At 31.1% G+C, this 18,312-nt stretch carries 9 protein-coding genes; all 9 read left to right on the plus strand.

Translation table 11 applies throughout. The features are described 5' to 3' along the window. Positions 1-182: 182 nt before the first annotated feature. The 9 genes from HW275_RS08865 to HW275_RS08905 all read left to right on the plus strand — a co-directional run bounded on the left by HW275_RS08865 (position 183) and on the right by HW275_RS08905 (position 18,304). Entirely contained in the window at positions 183-3,557 is a 3,375-nt protein-coding gene (locus tag HW275_RS08865) for a DUF4132 domain-containing protein (protein WP_178936180.1), read from the plus strand. A gap of 82 nt (positions 3,558-3,639) precedes the next feature. Continuing rightward, positions 3,640-4,170 (plus strand): hypothetical protein, encoded by a 531-nt coding sequence (locus HW275_RS08870; protein ID WP_178936181.1) that lies wholly within the window; start codon positions 3,640-3,642, stop codon positions 4,168-4,170. A gap of 27 nt (positions 4,171-4,197) precedes the next feature. Then, on the plus strand, positions 4,198-5,175 hold the full coding sequence (locus HW275_RS08875; protein WP_178936182.1) for an FAD:protein FMN transferase: 978 nt from the start codon (positions 4,198-4,200) through the stop codon (positions 5,173-5,175). 43 nt (positions 5,176-5,218) lie between these two features. Beyond that, positions 5,219-6,079: an arginase family protein gene (locus HW275_RS08880; protein WP_178936183.1), complete on the plus strand. Its 861-nt coding sequence runs from the start codon at positions 5,219-5,221 to the stop codon at positions 6,077-6,079. Between the two features lie 46 nt (positions 6,080-6,125). After that, positions 6,126-7,808, plus strand: coding sequence for a ClC family H(+)/Cl(-) exchange transporter (locus HW275_RS08885; RefSeq protein ID WP_178936184.1), 1,683 nt, complete (start codon positions 6,126-6,128; stop codon positions 7,806-7,808). A 273-nt stretch (positions 7,809-8,081) separates the two neighbouring features. After that, positions 8,082-15,257: an autotransporter-associated N-terminal domain-containing protein gene (locus tag HW275_RS08890; RefSeq protein WP_178936185.1), complete on the plus strand. Its 7,176-nt coding sequence runs from the start codon at positions 8,082-8,084 to the stop codon at positions 15,255-15,257. A gap of 222 nt (positions 15,258-15,479) precedes the next feature. Beyond that, positions 15,480-17,528 (plus strand): transcription antiterminator, encoded by a 2,049-nt coding sequence (locus tag HW275_RS08895; RefSeq protein WP_178936186.1) that lies wholly within the window; start codon positions 15,480-15,482, stop codon positions 17,526-17,528. Positions 17,529-17,537: 9 nt separating this feature from the next. Continuing rightward, positions 17,538-17,993: a PTS sugar transporter subunit IIA gene (locus HW275_RS08900; protein WP_178936187.1), complete on the plus strand. Its 456-nt coding sequence runs from the start codon at positions 17,538-17,540 to the stop codon at positions 17,991-17,993. Next, a complete protein-coding gene (locus HW275_RS08905; protein ID WP_178936188.1) occupies positions 17,990-18,304 on the plus strand; it encodes a PTS fructose transporter subunit IIB in 315 nt (104 codons plus the stop codon). Before HW275_RS08900 ends, HW275_RS08905 begins: the two co-directional genes overlap by 4 nt. The last annotated feature ends 8 nt before the right edge of the window (positions 18,305-18,312 follow it).

Genomic DNA, 18,312 nt, shown 5'->3' on the forward strand with positions numbered 1-18,312 from the left:
ATTTCAAAATAAATGATGTAACTCTTTCTTTTTTATATGATTTTTAAAAAAATATTAATGAAAAAAATTAAAAATGGTGTATAATATAATAGAAGTTTTTTTATAATAAATTTGACAGATTGAATTATTAAAAAAATAAATAAAAATCATAAAATATTTTTTTAATAAGTGGAGGTATTTAGATGACTAAAAATGAGGTGATAGAAAACCTTGTTAGCGAAGTAGAGGAAGAGTCCCACCGCAACAGGATTAAAAAATTTTTGAATGGAGAAACAGATAATTTTTTATATATTACTAAAAAAAACTTGAGATTTGTTAATAATTTTAAAATGGAAGATTTTACAAAAAATAAAAATTTTTTTAAAACTGAAGCAGGGGAAGTTTTGTTAAAGTATTTTAAGTATATGTACAATAATTTTCCTGATGAACTGAGCTATCAGTTTTCAAATTTTCCATTAAAATATAAAATATTTAAAATGTTAAATTTTTCAGAGGAGTTTGTAAAAAAGGATTTTGAAAATAATTTAGAAATGAAGGATAAAGAAGTTTTTGCTGAAAGCTGTGAATATTTTTTGAATTATTTTGAAAATCTGGCGGATGAATACGTACAAAATTATAAGGAATATTGTGATAATTTTTTATTAAAAATCGGCATTTTAATAATTATTAGAAATATTGATAAAAAAAAGAGTGAAGAAATAGAGAAATTAGAAAGTATATTTATAAATTATATTAAAAATAAGATTAATAAATATAATATAAATGAAATATTTAAAAAACATCTAGATAAGGGGAATTTTAGGAGATATTTTGAAAGTGTGGAAGAGCTGTGCTTGGAAAAATCTAGAAAATATATTGAAAAAGTCTTTTTTTGGGTGCTGAAAAAAAATATGTATATATCCAGAGTTATTTCTGAAGGAATTGAACTTTTTATTATGTTTTCTGAAATAGAATTTTCATCAACAAATAATAATTATTATTATAGAAATAAAATATTTGACAATTTAAAAAAAATTTTTAAAAAATATTCATTTTCACATGGACAGAAGCTTTATCTGCTTGTTAATTATGGGACAAATGTTATTTTTTACAACTTTGATTATTCTAAAAAAATGTATGGCTTATTTTTAGATACAATAAAAGAAAATGTTGCGAATACTAGGGTATTTTTGAAGGATAATTTAAAAGAGAAAAAAATAGCATATTTATTTTTACTTCATTTTTTAATAAAATATGATTTGATTACTGAAAAGGAAAAATCTAAATTTCTTACAAAAGCTGAAAATATGCTAATCAGTAATTTAAAAAAATTATTTAAGGCTAAAATATGGAGATGGAAGCCAAAGGAATTTAAAAATCTTGAATTTTTGAAGGAAAGCAATATTAATTGGGAAAATATTCAGGTACAATGTTTTAGAAGCAAGTCAGAAAAGGTATTGACATATAAAGATAAAATAGTTTTTTCATTGCTAAAGTATTCTGAGACATATAAGAAGATTTTTCAGTTTTTTGTAAACGGGATAAAGGAAATAGACTTATTTGAAGATATTATTGAATGGTACAACGTAATTTACGATATAAGTGATTTAAAATTAATATTGGATGAAATGTGGGATTATAATTTATCAATTAATTTTATAAATGAAAAATATTTTGAATATATTGAAAAAACAGGTTTTGATGATGAAAATAATAAAATCTGGATGGAATTTCTGCATAAGCACGAGAAGGAGCTGTACAAGATCTTTGAAAATGATATTAACTCGGCTGAAAGTATTAAAAAATACGTGGAAATTTTATATTTAAAAAATAACAGCTTTGATTATTTTCAGTTGCCGAAATTATTGTTAAAGGCAGATAAGCAGACAGGGCAGCAAATTGAAAAAATTTTAAGAGAAAAAGCTGAAATAAGGGAAGAAGTTGAAAAATTGCTGGAAAAGAAATTCACATTAGCGTCACAGGTTGCCAAAAATTTAATTAAATACTGGGATAATGCAGAAGCGCAACGGGAATTAAAAAACTTGACAGATCCTGAGGAAATTTTTGAATATTCTGAAAATATTTGTCTGGAAAAGCATGAGGAAAATGCCATATTTAGCAATTTAATTGATTATGGGATGGTAAGAATAAGAAAAAGTGAGGAAAAAGTTCCTGAAAAGCTGATGAAATTTTATATTTCAGAATATATTTTGGCAAAAGATATAAAAACTATTGAGGTTTGTAATAAAATTGAGCAGATAGTTGACAAAAGTGATTTGAAAAAGTTTCTTTCAAAGATTTTTGAAAAATGGAAGGAAGAGAGATTTAATCCGAAATACAAGAATATTTTTATTCCTTTAATAATGACGGTTAATATGAAACAGGTTCATAATATGGTAAATATTGTTGACATGATTGTGAGCGAATACAATAAAGTGCCAGTTGCGGCTTACGGAATACGAGTTCTTGCATTAAGAAGCGAAACGAAGGAAATTGGGATACTGCTAAAAGTTTTTTTTAATAACTATAAGGATAAGCGTATAAAAACGGCTGCTGAGCAGTCACTTGACGTGATTGCCAGAAATGCTGGAATTACACGTGATGAATTGGATGATATTTTAGTTCCTGATTTTGGATTCGGGCAGGATAGAATAAGACTTTTTGATTATGGTGAAAGAAAAATTAAGGCAAAACTTGATGTTATGAGCATACCTGCTAAAATTATTGCTTATGATGAAAATGAAAAAATCTTAAAGGGGCTTCCTAAGGCAAGTAAAAAATTTAACGATGTGGAAAGTATAGTTGAAGAATATAGAAGAGAAATAAAGCATATAAGAAAACTGTTGAAGGAAATTACAGTTTCGCAGGCAAACAGTCTTTTAAATGCGTTATTTCTGGAGCGGAAATGGCAAGTAAAAAAATGGATTGAAACTTTTATCCATAATCCAGTTATGCAGACATTTGCCATCCAGCTTATATGGAAGGAAACTGATGAAAATGGCAAATTAATAAAGACGTTCAGATACACAGAAGACGGAACTTTTAAAACGGCTCAAAATCAGGAATGTGTCTTAAATGAAGACAGCTTTGTAAATTTGCTGTACTTTCCTGAACTTTCAGAAGAGGAACAGCAACTTTGGGAAAGAAATCTGGAAAATAATAAGATAAAGCAGCCAATAAAACAGACTAATATTCCTGTTTACAAAATCACAGAAAAAAATCAGGAAAAAATAGAAATTCTGGATTATAATAAAAAGGGATTTTTAGTTAATAAAATGAGAAAAAAAACTGAAAAATTAGGCTTTAAGCTTAGTTATGGAAATAATGGATTGGAATATGGAAGTTATTACTATGATAAGAAAACAAATATAAATATAATGATTTTAACAAATTCATTTTTTCCTGGCGAATACACAAAGACATTACAAATAGAAAAAATAATATTTTTAAAAAACAGCACGTCAATTCAATCTGAAAAATCTTCTGAAAACCGTTATGCAAAATTCTTGAAACTAAAGGAGGTTCCAGAACGTCTATTAAGTTTGGCTTGTTTTATGGCGGAAATTCTCATTAATTAGAATAATAGCTTCGTTTGCATCTGATGGGAACGGGAGCACATAGTGAATTATTTTAAATAAAATAAAAAAAGGAGATAAAATAATGAGCAATAAAAAAAAGGTGCTATTATTTTTGGGAGCAGTTATGTTAATTGCTTTTGGAAATTATACGCAGTTTATGAAGAATAACAAGGGAAAAACGGCAGTTGAAGGGAAAAATAGTGAAAAAGCAACTTCATCTTCTGGAAATAATGCAAATCAGAATGTTCAAAATAATGAAGTCATGGCAGAAGTAAAGTCTGTTCCACAATCCCAGTTACAGCCAGTTCCATCTGAAAAAGCACAAAATAAGTCAAATACTGATACAAATCAGAATATGGCAACTGAAGGCAAGAATAGCGAACGTGCAACGTTGTCAACTGGAAATGATGCAAAGAAAAAAGAAAATCCAAAAAATCAGAAACAGGCTGCAAAACCTGAACAGAAGCAAAAAGATGCTGGAAAATTAAAAATTGAAACAAATAAAAATGTTGAAAATCAATATAAACTTAATAATCCAAAATCAGAAAAGAAAAAAAGTGCAACAGAGGATAAATCAAGCGAAAGCACATCTTCTTCCAGTGAAACAAATTAACAGTTGAATAAGTGCAGGTGGGGAAATATGATGTATAAGGTTCAAGTGCGCTTTTTGTTTCATTCGGATATAAAAATAAAAATACCTGAAATCTATGATGATTCTGTTTTTGACAGGCTGTTTGGAATTTTGGAAGATGTGAATGAAAAGTATAATTCTTATGCCGAAAATTCATACATTGATAAAATAAATAAAAATAGTGGGCATTTTGTAAGAGTGGATGATGAAACTATAAATATTTTGAGTAAAATTATTCATTTGTCAAATGTTATCGGTGGAGAGTACGACATTACAATAATGCCTCTCATAAGGCTTTGGGGATTTTATAAACAAAATCCCATTTTGCCGCCTTTAGAAGAAATAAAAAAAGCTAGAAAACTTGTGGATTATAAAAAAATAATTATTGATAAAAAGAAAAAACGGGTAAAAATTGAAAAAAGCCAGGAAATTATAACAGGTTCATTTATAAAGGCATACGCAATAGAAAAAATAGCTCAGGAAATGAGAAATATTGGGATAAAGGACGCAATTGTCAATGCTGGAGGGAGTAGCATCATTGCCATTGATGAATGGGGAATTATCGTCGAAAATCCTGAAGAGGAAAGGGAAATAATACGAAATGAAAAAGGCATGCCAGTTAAAATAGCGCAGAATAAATATACTGGCGATGATAAATACAATAAATACAATGATTTATTTGAAATAAAAATAAAAAATAAAAGTTATTCAACTTCCAATCAGAAAAACACATATCTTTTGATAAATAACAAAAAATATGGACATATCATAAGCCCCAAAACAGGCTTTCCATCTCAAAATAAGCAAGTTGGAGTAATTACAGAAAATGCCTTTTTTGGTGATATTATTTCGACAGGGCTATATAACCAGACTCCCCATAAATTTTATGAAATTATGGAAAAATTATCTGAGGAAATGGAAATTTCTGGTTTTTTAATTGATAAAGAAGGTAGATTTTTTTATTTTAATATGGAGAAATATTTTTAAAAATTTAAAAAATAACTTTAATATGAAAAGAGAGTGAAGTTAAATGAATAAAACTTTAAGATTATTAATTCCGCAATGGCAAGGTGGAAATCGGGAACAATATTTTTTTGGTGCAAAACTTCTTAATTGGCTGGCACCTGAGTCGGAAGATGAAACTGTGGAAGTTCCAGTGGATAAAGAACCTGCAAACAATGAAATGAAAGATGGGATTGTAGCAAAGGATACTTTGTTAAAGCAATATAAAAAAACATTTGAGATTTTGAATGAAAAGAATCCTGATAAAATTGTGGTTTTTGGTGGAGATTGCAGTGTGGAATTGGCTCCGTTTGGATATTTACTGGAAAAGTATAAAAATGAAAAAACTGCGATTTTGTGGATTGATGCACATCCTGACGTTACTACGACAGCAGATAATTGGAAGAATTTTCATGCAATGGTTTTAGCAAGTCTACTTGGAGGAGCTGATAAGGATATTGACAATTTGGTAACTACGAAAGTAAAACCTGAAAATGTGATATTTGCTGGAATTGATGATTCTCGGGAGTTTGACAGAGTTGTTTACAAGAAGTATAATTTTAAAAATTTTACGACAGAAGAATTTCAAAAAAATGGAGATAAAATTGTGAAAGAGTTGAAAAATCGTGAGATAAAAAATGTGATAGTCCATTTTGACTTGGATGTTTTGGATTTGTATGAATTTAATTCACAGTATTTTGCAGAACCTGAAATATTTGATAAATATAAGCACGAATTTCCTGTCGGGGCTAAAATATCCACTGTTTCAAAATTGATAAATGATGTTAATGATAATTTTAATTTAATTGGGCTTGGAATTACCGAACATTTGCCTTGGGCTGCAATTAAACTAGCAAAATTATTACGGGAATTACCATTAATAAAATAGTGGCTTTATAGAACAAAGAAAATTTTTTAGAGAGGAGAAAAATAAATTGGCAAAAGATGTTTTACATGAATTAAGAGATATAAATTCATTAAAGTCAAGTCGAAATAATGTGGTATTGATATTTTTATGTTTTCTTGTGGGAATTTTTTCAGGAATAATTGTTGGAACTTATACACTTTTATTAAAAAAAATGTCAATATTTCGGGAATTTTTTACAACAAATCTTGAATTTCCAAAAATAGTTATCGGGATCACTATTTTTATCCTGATGGGAATGGCAGTGCAGTTTATGCTGTCAAAATATCCGTTAATCAGCGGGAGTGGAATTCCTCAGGTTAGCGGGCTGCTTACTAAAAAAGTGAAATTCAAATGGTTTGGGGAGCTGCTTACAAAATTTGTGGGAGGAATTTTGGCAATTGGGGCTGGAATGTCTATGGGGCGTGAAGGGCCTTCGGTGCATCTGGGAGCCTTGATTGGTTCTGGAGTGAAGGAAGTTGCAAAGCGTTCAGAAGTGGAAGAAAAATATTTAGTGACATGTGGGGCAAGTGCCGGGATTTCATCAACATTTAACGCACCGCTTGCAGGAGTAATTTTTTCCCTTGAAGAGCTTCACAAATTTTTCTCGCCATTATTATTAATCTGTACTCTTGTGGCAAGTGGAACTTCAAATTTTGTTTCCAGAATGATTTTAGGCTCACAAACTTCCTTTCAATACAATTTTATACTTCCAAAAGACATACCATATTATATATTTGCACTTATAACAGTTATTTTCTGTATTATAATCACAATTACTGGAAAGGCGTTCAGCTATTTTTTGCTGCTTATTCAAAGACGTTACAGAAAAATAAAACTGAATAAATATGTGAAAATGGCGCTATTTATGATAATGGCTTATATTATAGCGGTATTTTTTAGCGATATAACAGGTGGAGGGCATGAGCTTATTGAGGAGATGTTTGGTAAAAATGTGCTTCTTAGAACACTTCTTATAATTTTAGTTCTAAAATTCTTTTATACAATGCTTTGCTATGCAACAGGAGCACCAGGGGGAATTTTCTTGCCGATGCTTGTAATAGGGGCTTTGACAGGAAAAGTATATGGGGTAGTGTTAAGTCAATACTTTGCAATTCCAAATGAAATAATCGTGCATTTTATGCTATTGGGAATGGCGGCTTATTTTACAGCTGTTGTAAGAGCGCCAATCACAGGAATTACATTGATTCTGGAAATGACTGGAAACTTTTCATATTTGTATATGTTAATAATTGTCTGTACAATAACTTATATTTTTACAGAATTACTGAAAATGGAGCCAATTTACGAACGGCTTTATTTCAATATGTTTCACAAACAGATTTTGGCAGAAGATAAAGAAAACAGTGAAAATGAAAAACGTGCCAGAAGACTGGAAATACTTGAAAAATGGTGGAAAAACAAAAAAATTGATATTGGCGTGAAATCAAACAGAAAAAATTTGGAAGACAAGATAGTTACTCTTTTAATTCCAGTGGGCGCAAATTCAGAATTTGACAATAAGACAGTGAAAGAATTGCATTTACCAGAGAAACTGCTGATTGTGAGTGTGCGTAAAGCTGGAAAGGACAGCATTGCACGTGGAGATACATTGATTCAGAGCGGAAGCCAGCTTGTAATTATTACTGATTATACGACGGCGCAGAAATACGCTGGAGAATTGAAGGAGAAGGGGATGAAGATAGTGGAATAATGTGGGAAGAGGTTACTTAGGAGCAGATGAAATTAGGCTAGATTTTTCTAGTCTTTTTTGTTTATTTTTGTATTTTTTATTTGGATTTTTAAAAATAGACTAAAAAAATTGTAATAAAAGTTGCTTTACTTATTTTTTATGGTATAATATACATTGAAATATAAAATTTATTAAAGTCCATTTAAAATGAAACTTAAAAATCAAGACAATTCTAACTATTCAATTTAAAAAAGGCTCAGTTAAATATAAAAAATATTTTTGTAAGGAGAAAAAATGAAAAATAATCTTAAACAAGTAAAAAAAAGTTTACGTTCATTTGCAAAAAGATGTAAAAATTTTAAATACACAGAATCTGCATTGATTGTATTTTTAATTGCTGGAATAATATTTACTGCTGGTAATTTGTTTCCTGCGGCATCAAAGGTTGATTCAAGTATGGAAAATCAAAAATATGCAATTTCCACATCAATGCAGGATATACAAAAAACTTTGAAAAAAACAAGAACAGAAAATAATAAATTAATAAAATATATAACTTTGGAATTGATTCAATTAATGGAACAAGGGGACCATGTTATAAAAAGTCCTTGGAGCAGCTGGCAATACGGCATAAATTATTTTAATAATAACTGGAATGGAACTTATAAGGGAAGAGGAGACAAGCAGGCGAAATATCCTTATGAAGGAGTATATACTAGAAGTAATGACGTATTTGTAAGAAATACATCTCCACTAAGTAATCAGTACAAAAAATTACCTTCAACGGGTTTGGCACAAACAAGTTATGGTTTAATCAGCAATACACGTGAACAGGAACCATTAGTAAGTGCTAAGGCAGAAGTAGCAATAATTCCGAGAGTAGTATTAAAGAATCCTTTAAATGTAATAACTCCCACAATGACAGAGCCAAATCCAACAACACCGAATATAGCAATAAAACCGCCAAAACCAATAAAAATTGTGGAACCGACAGCACCAAATGTAAATCCAAACTTGCCAGAACCAAATGCAAGTCCTTTTGTTGATTACTGTTTCACAGGATGTGGAAATAGTAATAGCTGGATAAATGGGGATTCTAGACGTTCTGGAGGAAATCGCACATATTATGCTGGAGTAGACCATGCTGGAAATTTCACTGATGAAGCAAGACCTGCTCAAGTAATTTATATAAATAATTCAAGTAATGCAGGTGGACCAGGTTTTTTGTATAGTAATGATGCAAATGGTGTGACATTACATTTAGCTGGAAGCAGTGATGGAACACGAAATGTAGGAAGTGGAAATAAAGTAGCTGGGCAGATAGGAATACATTCTGTAGCCGATGGTAAATTAGCTAATATTACCGCCAATTTATATGGTAGAGCTGCATTTCATTCAATAGAAACTTGGCATGCAGGACATAATTCGTATGAGAATGTAACTGTTAAGCTTAAAGGGACAGACAATACAGTATTTCTTATTTATCCTGCGGCATGGGAAACTTTGGTTTTACATAATTCTGGAATATCAAGCTCTTCAACAAATTTTACTACAGTTAGGGCAGGAGCAGCTAATAAAAGAGGAACATTTGAAGGAAATGTAGATGTTACAATACCAGAAAATGCTACAAAAAATATTATTTATTCTGCTCTTGGAGTACAAGGGAGTTTTGGAATAACAAGTAATGGAAATTATATAATTGAAGGTCAAGGTAATATGGTGTACTCAGGATATGGGTATTCGCCAAATTATGGAGCAGGATTATACGGAGAAGTATACGATAATGGAACAAACAAAGTAAAAATTGGATCAGATTATAAGTATACTTTAAACGGAACTACAACTGTTAAGTCTGGTCCTTCAGCAAAAGACATGATACCATATATTAATTTATCATCATATGTTCAATCTTATGGAGATGACAATATAATTTTATACTTTGGTAATAAGACAAATATAGATGGAGATCCATTTACAGATCGTACATCAAATGCTAACAATAAAAATAGTTGGAAAGAATCAGTCGTAGGAATTTATCAGGGAGAAATTGCTGCAAAAGCAGTTATTGGGAATAAACGTAGAAATACTGCAAGTGGCAGCGAAAATCAGACAGATACAGTCGGAACTACATATGGTGGTAATAAAATAGGTGGAGATAATCAATATGTTGAGACAAATGTTGGAGTATTTGCAAGATCGGGGCAAAGAAAAGGTATAACTCCTTCTGATGATATGGCAGCATTAAATATTTTTGATAAGGATAAGATACATTCTTTGCAAATAAATGACGTGGATATTAAATTTGGAAAATATTCCAAGAGTGGAATTATGTTTGCTTCTGAATATGGAACTGTAATGGATGTGGCAATGAGCACAAATAACAAAGAAATAATAACAACATTGTCAACTGATATAAAAGATAATGGAAATGTTGCCTCAATAGGAGTGATAGGGGCATCGGGAGCTGGAAAAATTTCAGCTGATGATTCTGTAAATGAAGCGGCAACTGGAACTATTATTGCTTATTCAAATGGTGTTTGGGATAATAGTAAACACAGTATGAGTACTGCTACAGCGGGGAATCTTAAAGGGAAACCAAGTGAAATTAATATTGGTGCTAATGTCGAACTTTCGGCGAGATACTTGAAAACAGGTGTTGATGCAAATGGTAATGAAACTGGAATAAACCCGATTGCTTATCTTGCAAAAGATGGAGGATTAGTTAGTGCTAAGGGAACAACAGATGCTAAAGGATTTGGTTCAATAATAGCATTTGCGGAAGGATATGACACTAATAACAAATCTACAGTATCGAAAGTAGAAACAACGGGGAAAATAACAGCTGTTGACGAATGGGTTTCAAATGATGATAAGACAGTACCGTATATTTATAAGAATATAGGGGGATTGGCTAAAAATAAAGGACACATTGATATTAATGGAACGGCTGAAATTAATGGTATAGGAGCGCTTGCTACAGGAGAGGATTCCGTTGTAAATTTAAATGGTGCAAACAATACAATTAGAGCAGGAAGAACTGGAGGACTTGCAGCATTTGACAAAGGGGTAGTGAATATAGGAGGAATAACGAAAATAAAAGTTGAAGATATTGATTATATTGATAGCGACACAAATACTCGCCGTACAGCGGCACAAGGTGGAAGCCATGACAGTACAACTCCATTTTATGCTAGTGGTGGAGGGAAAATTAATTTTAATGCCAATACAGAAATAGAAATGCATAATGGATTGATTATTCCTGATACTTCTGATACTAAATTTTATTCTCAAACTGCAACGCCTTCTGGAACAACAACAAAATATTTTAATATGGGAAAAGTAAAATATAAGATAGTTGGGGATAAGGTTACATTTGGGGTATTTAATAATAAATCAAATGTTATTTGGAATGGAAGCACTCAGGATTTGGCAAGCGGACTAGGCTTTAATGGAATTATTAACTATGATTCAAGCAATCCGAATCCATTTGTAAAAACTGTGTTTGAAAATTCTGATATAACACTGGATACTACAAGTACAGTTCCAGGAAGCAATAATACTAATGCTGCAATTAATTTGACGGCAACGCCTTATACCAGCGATGGATTTAATGCCATAACTGCTGAAAGATCAAGAATAACAATAGCTCCCACTCAGACTGTTAATGCTACGACGGCTTTGGATGTCAATATTCAGGGGCTTTCAATGGGATCTAACAAAAATGCCACATCAAATGCAGAAACTGCCTACTATAATTATGGAACTGTAAATAATACAGGAGGAACAGCGGCTGCTAATATTGCTGGAATGAATGTAAGTTATGGAACAGTATTGAATAAATCTGGTGGAAATGTTACTGTAAATCAGGGAGCTGGAATTTATGGAACTAATGGAAGTAAACTTGTGAATGAAGCTGGTGGGACAATAACTGTAACAGATTCAGGAGCAGCTATTGCGGCAAAAGTGACGGCTGATACAACGCATCTTTTAGATTATGGAACAGATAAGTCAGGAAATACTCAAACGGCAATTGAAATCACTAATGAAGGGACTCTTGTAACAACAGGAATGGCAAATCCAATCGGAATACTGGCACAAAATAACAGAGCAGATGAAGTTGATAGAAGCAGGGTGATTATAAATAATAAAAATAACATTACTCTTGGTGATAGAGGTGTTGGAATAATTGTTACAGCAACTCCTAAGACGGCTGGCGGAAATCCATTACATGGCGGAACAGTAAACCTTACTGGAAATGGAAGTTCTGATATAGTTACAGGAGCGACAGGGACAGGAGTATATGCACAAAATTCAAATGTTAATTTACTTACAAATTATGGCATTGAAACAAAAGAAGAAGGTGCAGGTGTTTATGTAAAAGGGAATACTTCGACTATAAATGGACCTGGGAAATTTGAATATAAATATAATGGTTCTGGCACAGGAAAAGGTGCGGGACTGGCATTTGGAGGAAGTCTTGCTGGAGAAAGCGGAATTCCTGATGCAAAAAATTATGTCGATGTGGATGTTGTAAATGCAACAAATACTACAGGTGGTATTGCTTCACTATATGCAACTGGTGGCGGTACTTTGACAAATTATGGAACTATAAATGCTTCAACTATAAAAGGGTATAACATAATAGGAGATGGAAGAAGCATTGTAAATGAAGGTGTGCTTAATGTTGCAGATTCTATAAATTCTTCAGAACCTAATATAGGTATAGTTGTAACAGGTTCTGGAAAAGCTGTAAATAATAAAAATATAGTAGCTGGAGATAAATCTGTTGGAATTTATGGATTAGATGCTGAACTTGGATCAAACTCGGTTACAACAGTAGGTAAAGAAGGAATAGGAGTGTACTCTAAAGGCGGAACAGTTAAACTTTTGACAGGAAGTACGCTTAATGTTGGTACTGATGAAGGAGTCGGAGTTTATACGGTAGGAAATGGACAGAGTGTGTATTCTTATGGAAATATAAATTTAGCTGATAATTCGTTTGGATTTGTAAATGTTGGAAACAATAATATGATAGAAAGTAATTCAAATGTAAATTTGCACAATAATAATATATACATTTATTCGTCTGACACAGCAGGAACAGTTTATAGCAAAGGAAATATTACATCTGATGGCAATAGAAACTACGGGGTGTATGCTGCAGGACATTCAGAAAACAGTGGACATATAAATATGGCGACAGGTTTGGGAAATATAGGAATGTATAGTAAATCTGGAGATGCACATAATGTAGCAGGTGGAGTAATAACTGTTGGATCAAGTGGTACTAATCCAAATTACAATCCTATTGATTCAAGAACAGGAAACTTAAAAGACCCAACAAAACCGCTAGATCCAGTAGGGACTTTGTACAGTGTAGGAATGGCAGCTGGATATCTTGAAAGGGATCCTAGAACAAATCTTCTTGTAAAAGATTCAGCAGGAAATAATATTGTACATGATCAAGGAAGAATAACAAATTCAGGTACAATAAATGTAGTAGGAAAAGACAGTACAGGGATGTATGGAGCTGGTTCAAATACAGTTATAACTAATGCGGCTGGAGCCTTTATAAATCTAGCATCTGATGGAGCAATTGGAATATTTGCAGAAGAAGGGGCAAGGGTAATAAATAGAGGTACAATTCAAACTACTGTTGATGGGCTGAAGGATGTAAAAGGCGTTGTGCTTGGTAAAGATTCCGTGCTTGATAATCAAGGTGGTAAAATATTAATAAGAAATGCTGATAACAGTGTGGGGGTGTTGTTAAAAGGCTCAACTATTATAAATAGAGGAACAATAGAAGTTACAGGTGGTATAGGTTCGGCTGAAACTCAAGTGTTTGAGCAAAGTTCAACAGGAAAACCAGTATCTTCATTTCCAAATATTATTTCAATATCAGCTGAGCCAAATGCGCCAGAAGCAACAATAACAGTAAATGGAAAAGTTGTGCAGCCAGAACCTGTTAAATTTAATGTAATATCGGCACCTAAACATGTAAATGTAAGTTCAATAGGAATTTATGTGGATACATCTGGAACAGAGTACACAATACCGGTAATTGGACTTCAAAACCTTACAAAAGAGGCAGATTTGATAATTGGATCAGAAGCAGCAAGAAGAACGACATCCAAAGAAATAGTAATAGACGATCCAAACATAATAGATCCTTATAATGAATCAATGAGAAGTAATGGAAGAGTAGATAAATGGAATTTTTATTCAGGAGCGCTTACTTGGACTGCAACTGCCACAATAATAGATGCCAGTATGAGTGCATTCCCAGGACACGTCCAAATAAATAAAATATATCTTGTGAAAAAACCTTACACTGATTGGGCAGGAAAAGATGAAACACCTGTAAACATTACAGATACATATAATTTTACAGATGGACTGGAACAGAGATACGGAGTAGAGGCCTTAGGTTCACGAGAAAACCAGTTATTCCAGAAATTAAATGGAATTGGAAACAACGAGGAAGTATTATTGTACCAAGCATTCGACGAAATGATGGGACATCAATATGGAAACCTTCAACAAAGAATCAATGCAACTGGAAACATACTGGACAAGGAATTCAGATACCTGAAACACGACTGGAGAAATCCGTCTAAGCAAAACAACAAGATTAAAGTGTTTGGTGCAAGAGATGAGTACAACACTGATACAGCTGGAATCATTAACTACACAAGCAATGCCTACGGTGTGGCTTATGTTCACGAAGATGAAAAAATCAAGATGGGTAACTCAAGCGGATGGTATGCAGGAGCTGTAACAAACAGATTCAAGTTTAAGGATATAGGACATTCAAGAGAAAATCAAACTCAGCTTAAAGCAGGAATCTTTAAGACAATGTCACCTAAGAAAGATTACAATGGAGCATTGCAATGGACAATCGGAGGAGATGTATTCGTAGGTATCAATGACATGAAACGTAGATACCTGGTTGTAGATGACGTATTCCAGGCAAAATCTGACTATCATTCTTATGGAGCGGCATTAAAGACAGACTTGGGATATGACATAAGAATGAGTGAAAGAACACATTTACGTCCATACGGAGCATTGAAGATGGAATACGGAAGATTCAATGACATCAAGGAAGACAGAGGGGAAATGAGACTGGAAGTAAAAGGGAACGACTACTTCTCAGTTAAGCCGGAAGTCGGAATGGAATTCAGATACGTACAGCCACTTGCAGTAAGAACAAACCTGACAGTGGGATTGTCAGCCGCCTATGAAAACGAATTAGGCAAGATGGCAAGCAAGAACAACGAAGGAAGAGTAAGATACACAAGCGCAGACTGGTTCGGAATAAGAGGGGAAAAGGAAGACAGAAGAGGAAATGGTAAGTTTGACTTGAACATTGGAGTTGACAACACAAGATTCGGAGTGACAGTAAATGGAGGATATGACACTAAAGGAAATAATGTAAGGGCAGGAATAGGATTTAGAGCTATTTACTAGAATGAAGAATTGGGAAAAGCGAAGAACTTTAACAACTGAAAATGTAACAGATGTTTGAGTAAAGAACTAAAAAAGGATAAAAATTAAGGACAGTGGAACTTAAGTTTTGCTGTTCTTTTTTGTTTTGTTCAGTTTTGTCCACATAATATGGACAAATTTTGGTATTTTTTTTAGAAAAAAAATGAGGTATATAATATTATAGAGAGTTGAGAGGTAAAGATTATGGTAAAGCATTTATCTGATAGACAAAAAGAAATATTAAAAATATTATTGAATAAAAAAGGATTTATTTCAACAGAAAAAATTGCCAATGATTTATTTTTATCAAAAAAAACAATATACAGAGAATTAAAAATAATAGAAAATAATGTAAAAATAGAAAAAATAAAATCAAAGGGTATAAGATTAGATATTTCTTTAGTAGAACGGGCAGAATTACGAGAAAAAATACTAAATGACAGGAACATTTTGGAAAAATATTCGGTACAGGAACGTAGAATAAAAATATTAACATATTTGCTAAAGATTTCTCCAAAAACAACTTCAATAGAAAAATTATCAAAATCTTATTATATTAGCAAAACTTCTATTGTGAATGACTTAAATTATATAGAGAAAAAAATAAAAAAGTATAATTTAAAGTTGGAGAAGGGGAAAAAAGGAAGCAAGATTACAGGGAATGAAAGAGAGATACGGGAAGCATTAATCAATTTGATAAATATGTCAACACGTTTAAGGGAGGATGAAAAAATAAATTCGGATAGAATTGATGATGAAACCTTAAAGGAATTAACTTATCAATTTAAAAAAGAGGATATTTATAGTATTGAGAAATTATTGAGTAATGTAGAGAAAAAACTTAATTATACTTTGGCAGATTCGTATTATATTAATATTTTGACACACTTATTAATATTACTGGAAAGAATAAAAAATGGAGTAATAAAGTATGATAAGGCAGAAATGAAAAATTATGAAGTAAGTGAACAAAATATATATAGTATTTCAAAGGAATTGGGTGAAGAACTGTTAAAAAAGTTTGATGTGAAATTGCCGGGGGAAGAGATTTATTTTATATATCAATATCTTGTATCATCAGGAATTGGAAATTCCAAAGATGAGAGCGATTGGGAAGTTTCACAGTTAATGAAGCAAATAAAATTAAAGGTAAAAAATATTATAAAAGACATAATACAGTATTTTTATGAAATTACAAAAATTGATTTAAGAAAAAATTCAAATTTGTATGGAAGTTTAGCTTTACATATAAAGGCATTGATTAATAGGCTGGAATATGAGATAAAAATTCAAAATTCGATGTATGAAGAAATAAAAAAGGAATTTCCATACATGTATGAAGTAACAAATCAAATTATGAACAGAATAATTGAAAAATATAAAATGAAAAAAATTTCAAAATATGAAATTAGTTATTTAACAATTTATTTTCAGGCAATTTTAGAGAGCAGGAAAATTATAAAAAATGTAGTTATAGTTTGTTCCAGTGGATTTGGAACTTCATATTTATTAAAAAATAGAATTCAAAAAATTTTTCCTGAATTGGAAGTAAAGGATGTGCTTTCAGTAAATGACTTGAAAAATAATTATAATTTAAATAATGTGGATTTAATAATTTCGACAATTCATCTAAAGAATATGAATAAACCAGTTGCTTATGTGAGTAGTGTTTTGAATGAAGAAGATGTAAAACTGTTAAATAATAACTTTATTATTCAAGATTATGAAAAGAATTACGTTGAAATAGAAAAAATGAAGGAAAAAGAAATAATTAAAGAAATTAATTTTAAACTTGATAAAATTTTAACAAAAGATATGATAAAACTGAATTTAGAATTTGATAATAAAAATGAAATTTTTGAAGAATTAGCTGAATTACTATATAAAAATAAAATAATAAAATCAAAAAAGAAATTTCGTATCGAAATAGAAAATAGAGAATTGACAGGAGATACAAATTTAAAAAACAAAATAGCTATTCCACATTTGAAATCTAAAAATATTTTAAAAGAACAAATAATAATTTTTAGACTGAAAAAAGAAATTATTTGGGATAATAGTAATTCAAGAGTTAAAGTGATAATTCTGATTGTATCAAGGGAAAGAAAAATAAAAAAAGAAATACTAGAATTGAAAATGATAAGTAAGATAATAGAAAGTCTTTTAGAAAAAGAAGTCAGAGTAATAATTTTGAAAAAAAATAAGGAAATGATATATGAAAAATTGGAAGAAATAATAAATTCAGAAGGCTAGGTGTATGTTATGTTGTTGACTAAAAATCAAATTTATTTGAATCGAAACTTGAGTAGTAAAAATAAAGTGATAAATTTTATTGCAAAGAAGGCATATGAATTGGGAATTGTGGAAAATCAGGATAAATTGGAGCAGGAATTGTGGAAGAGGGAAAAAGAGTATTCTACGGCTGTACAGGATTTATTTGCAATTCCTCATTCTAAAAGTAAAAATGTGAAAAAAAGTAAAATATTTGTAATAAAATTAAATAATCCGATAGATTGGGAATCTGAAGATGAATACAAGGTAAAAGTGATTTTTCCAATATTAGTTCCAGAAGACGAAGCAAATGTGGGATATTTAAAAATTTTATCTACACTTGCGACAAATTTATTGGAAGATGATTTTAAGGAAAAAATATTGGAAATAAATGATGAAAATGAATTATTAAACTATATAAAAAATATTTTGGAGGTAGCGTTATGAAAATAGTGGGAGTTTCAGCTTGTATTGCTGGTTTAGCACATACACCAATGGCAGCAAAAGCATTGGAAAAGGCAGGAAAAAAATTGGGACATAATGTAAAAATTGAGCAGCAGGGAGCAATGGGGATAATTGATAAGTTGTCAGAAAGTGAAATAAAAGAGGCAGATGTTGTGATTTTCGCTGTGGATAAGTCTATTGAGGGAGAAGAAAGATTTAAGGGGAAAAAAATTGTAAAAGTAAAGATTAATCAGTGTGTATCAAATGCAGAAGCAGTTTTAAATAAAATCGTATCAGTTATTGGAAAAAAATAGAATAAAAA

Origin of the sequence: Leptotrichia sp. oral taxon 223 (assembly GCF_013394795.1) — a bacterium.
Lineage (GTDB): Bacteria > Fusobacteriota > Fusobacteriia > Fusobacteriales > Leptotrichiaceae > Leptotrichia.

Excerpts from the sequence above, each read along its gene's own strand:
- HW275_RS08880 (WP_178936183.1), top strand. The coding sequence starts at position 5,219 with ATGAATAAAACTTTAAGATTATTAATTCCGCAATGGCAAGGTGGAAAT.
- HW275_RS08890 (WP_178936185.1), top strand. The coding sequence starts at position 8,082 with ATGAAAAATAATCTTAAACAAGTAAAAAAAAGTTTACGTTCATTTGCA.
- HW275_RS08895 (WP_178936186.1), top strand. The coding sequence starts at position 15,480 with ATGGTAAAGCATTTATCTGATAGACAAAAAGAAATATTAAAAATATTA.
- HW275_RS08900 (WP_178936187.1), top strand. The coding sequence starts at position 17,538 with ATGTTGTTGACTAAAAATCAAATTTATTTGAATCGAAACTTGAGTAGT.
- HW275_RS08865 (WP_178936180.1), top strand. The coding sequence starts at position 183 with ATGACTAAAAATGAGGTGATAGAAAACCTTGTTAGCGAAGTAGAGGAA.
- HW275_RS08905 (WP_178936188.1), top strand. The coding sequence starts at position 17,990 with ATGAAAATAGTGGGAGTTTCAGCTTGTATTGCTGGTTTAGCACATACA.
- HW275_RS08875 (WP_178936182.1), top strand. The coding sequence starts at position 4,198 with ATGATGTATAAGGTTCAAGTGCGCTTTTTGTTTCATTCGGATATAAAA.
- HW275_RS08870 (WP_178936181.1), top strand. The coding sequence starts at position 3,640 with ATGAGCAATAAAAAAAAGGTGCTATTATTTTTGGGAGCAGTTATGTTA.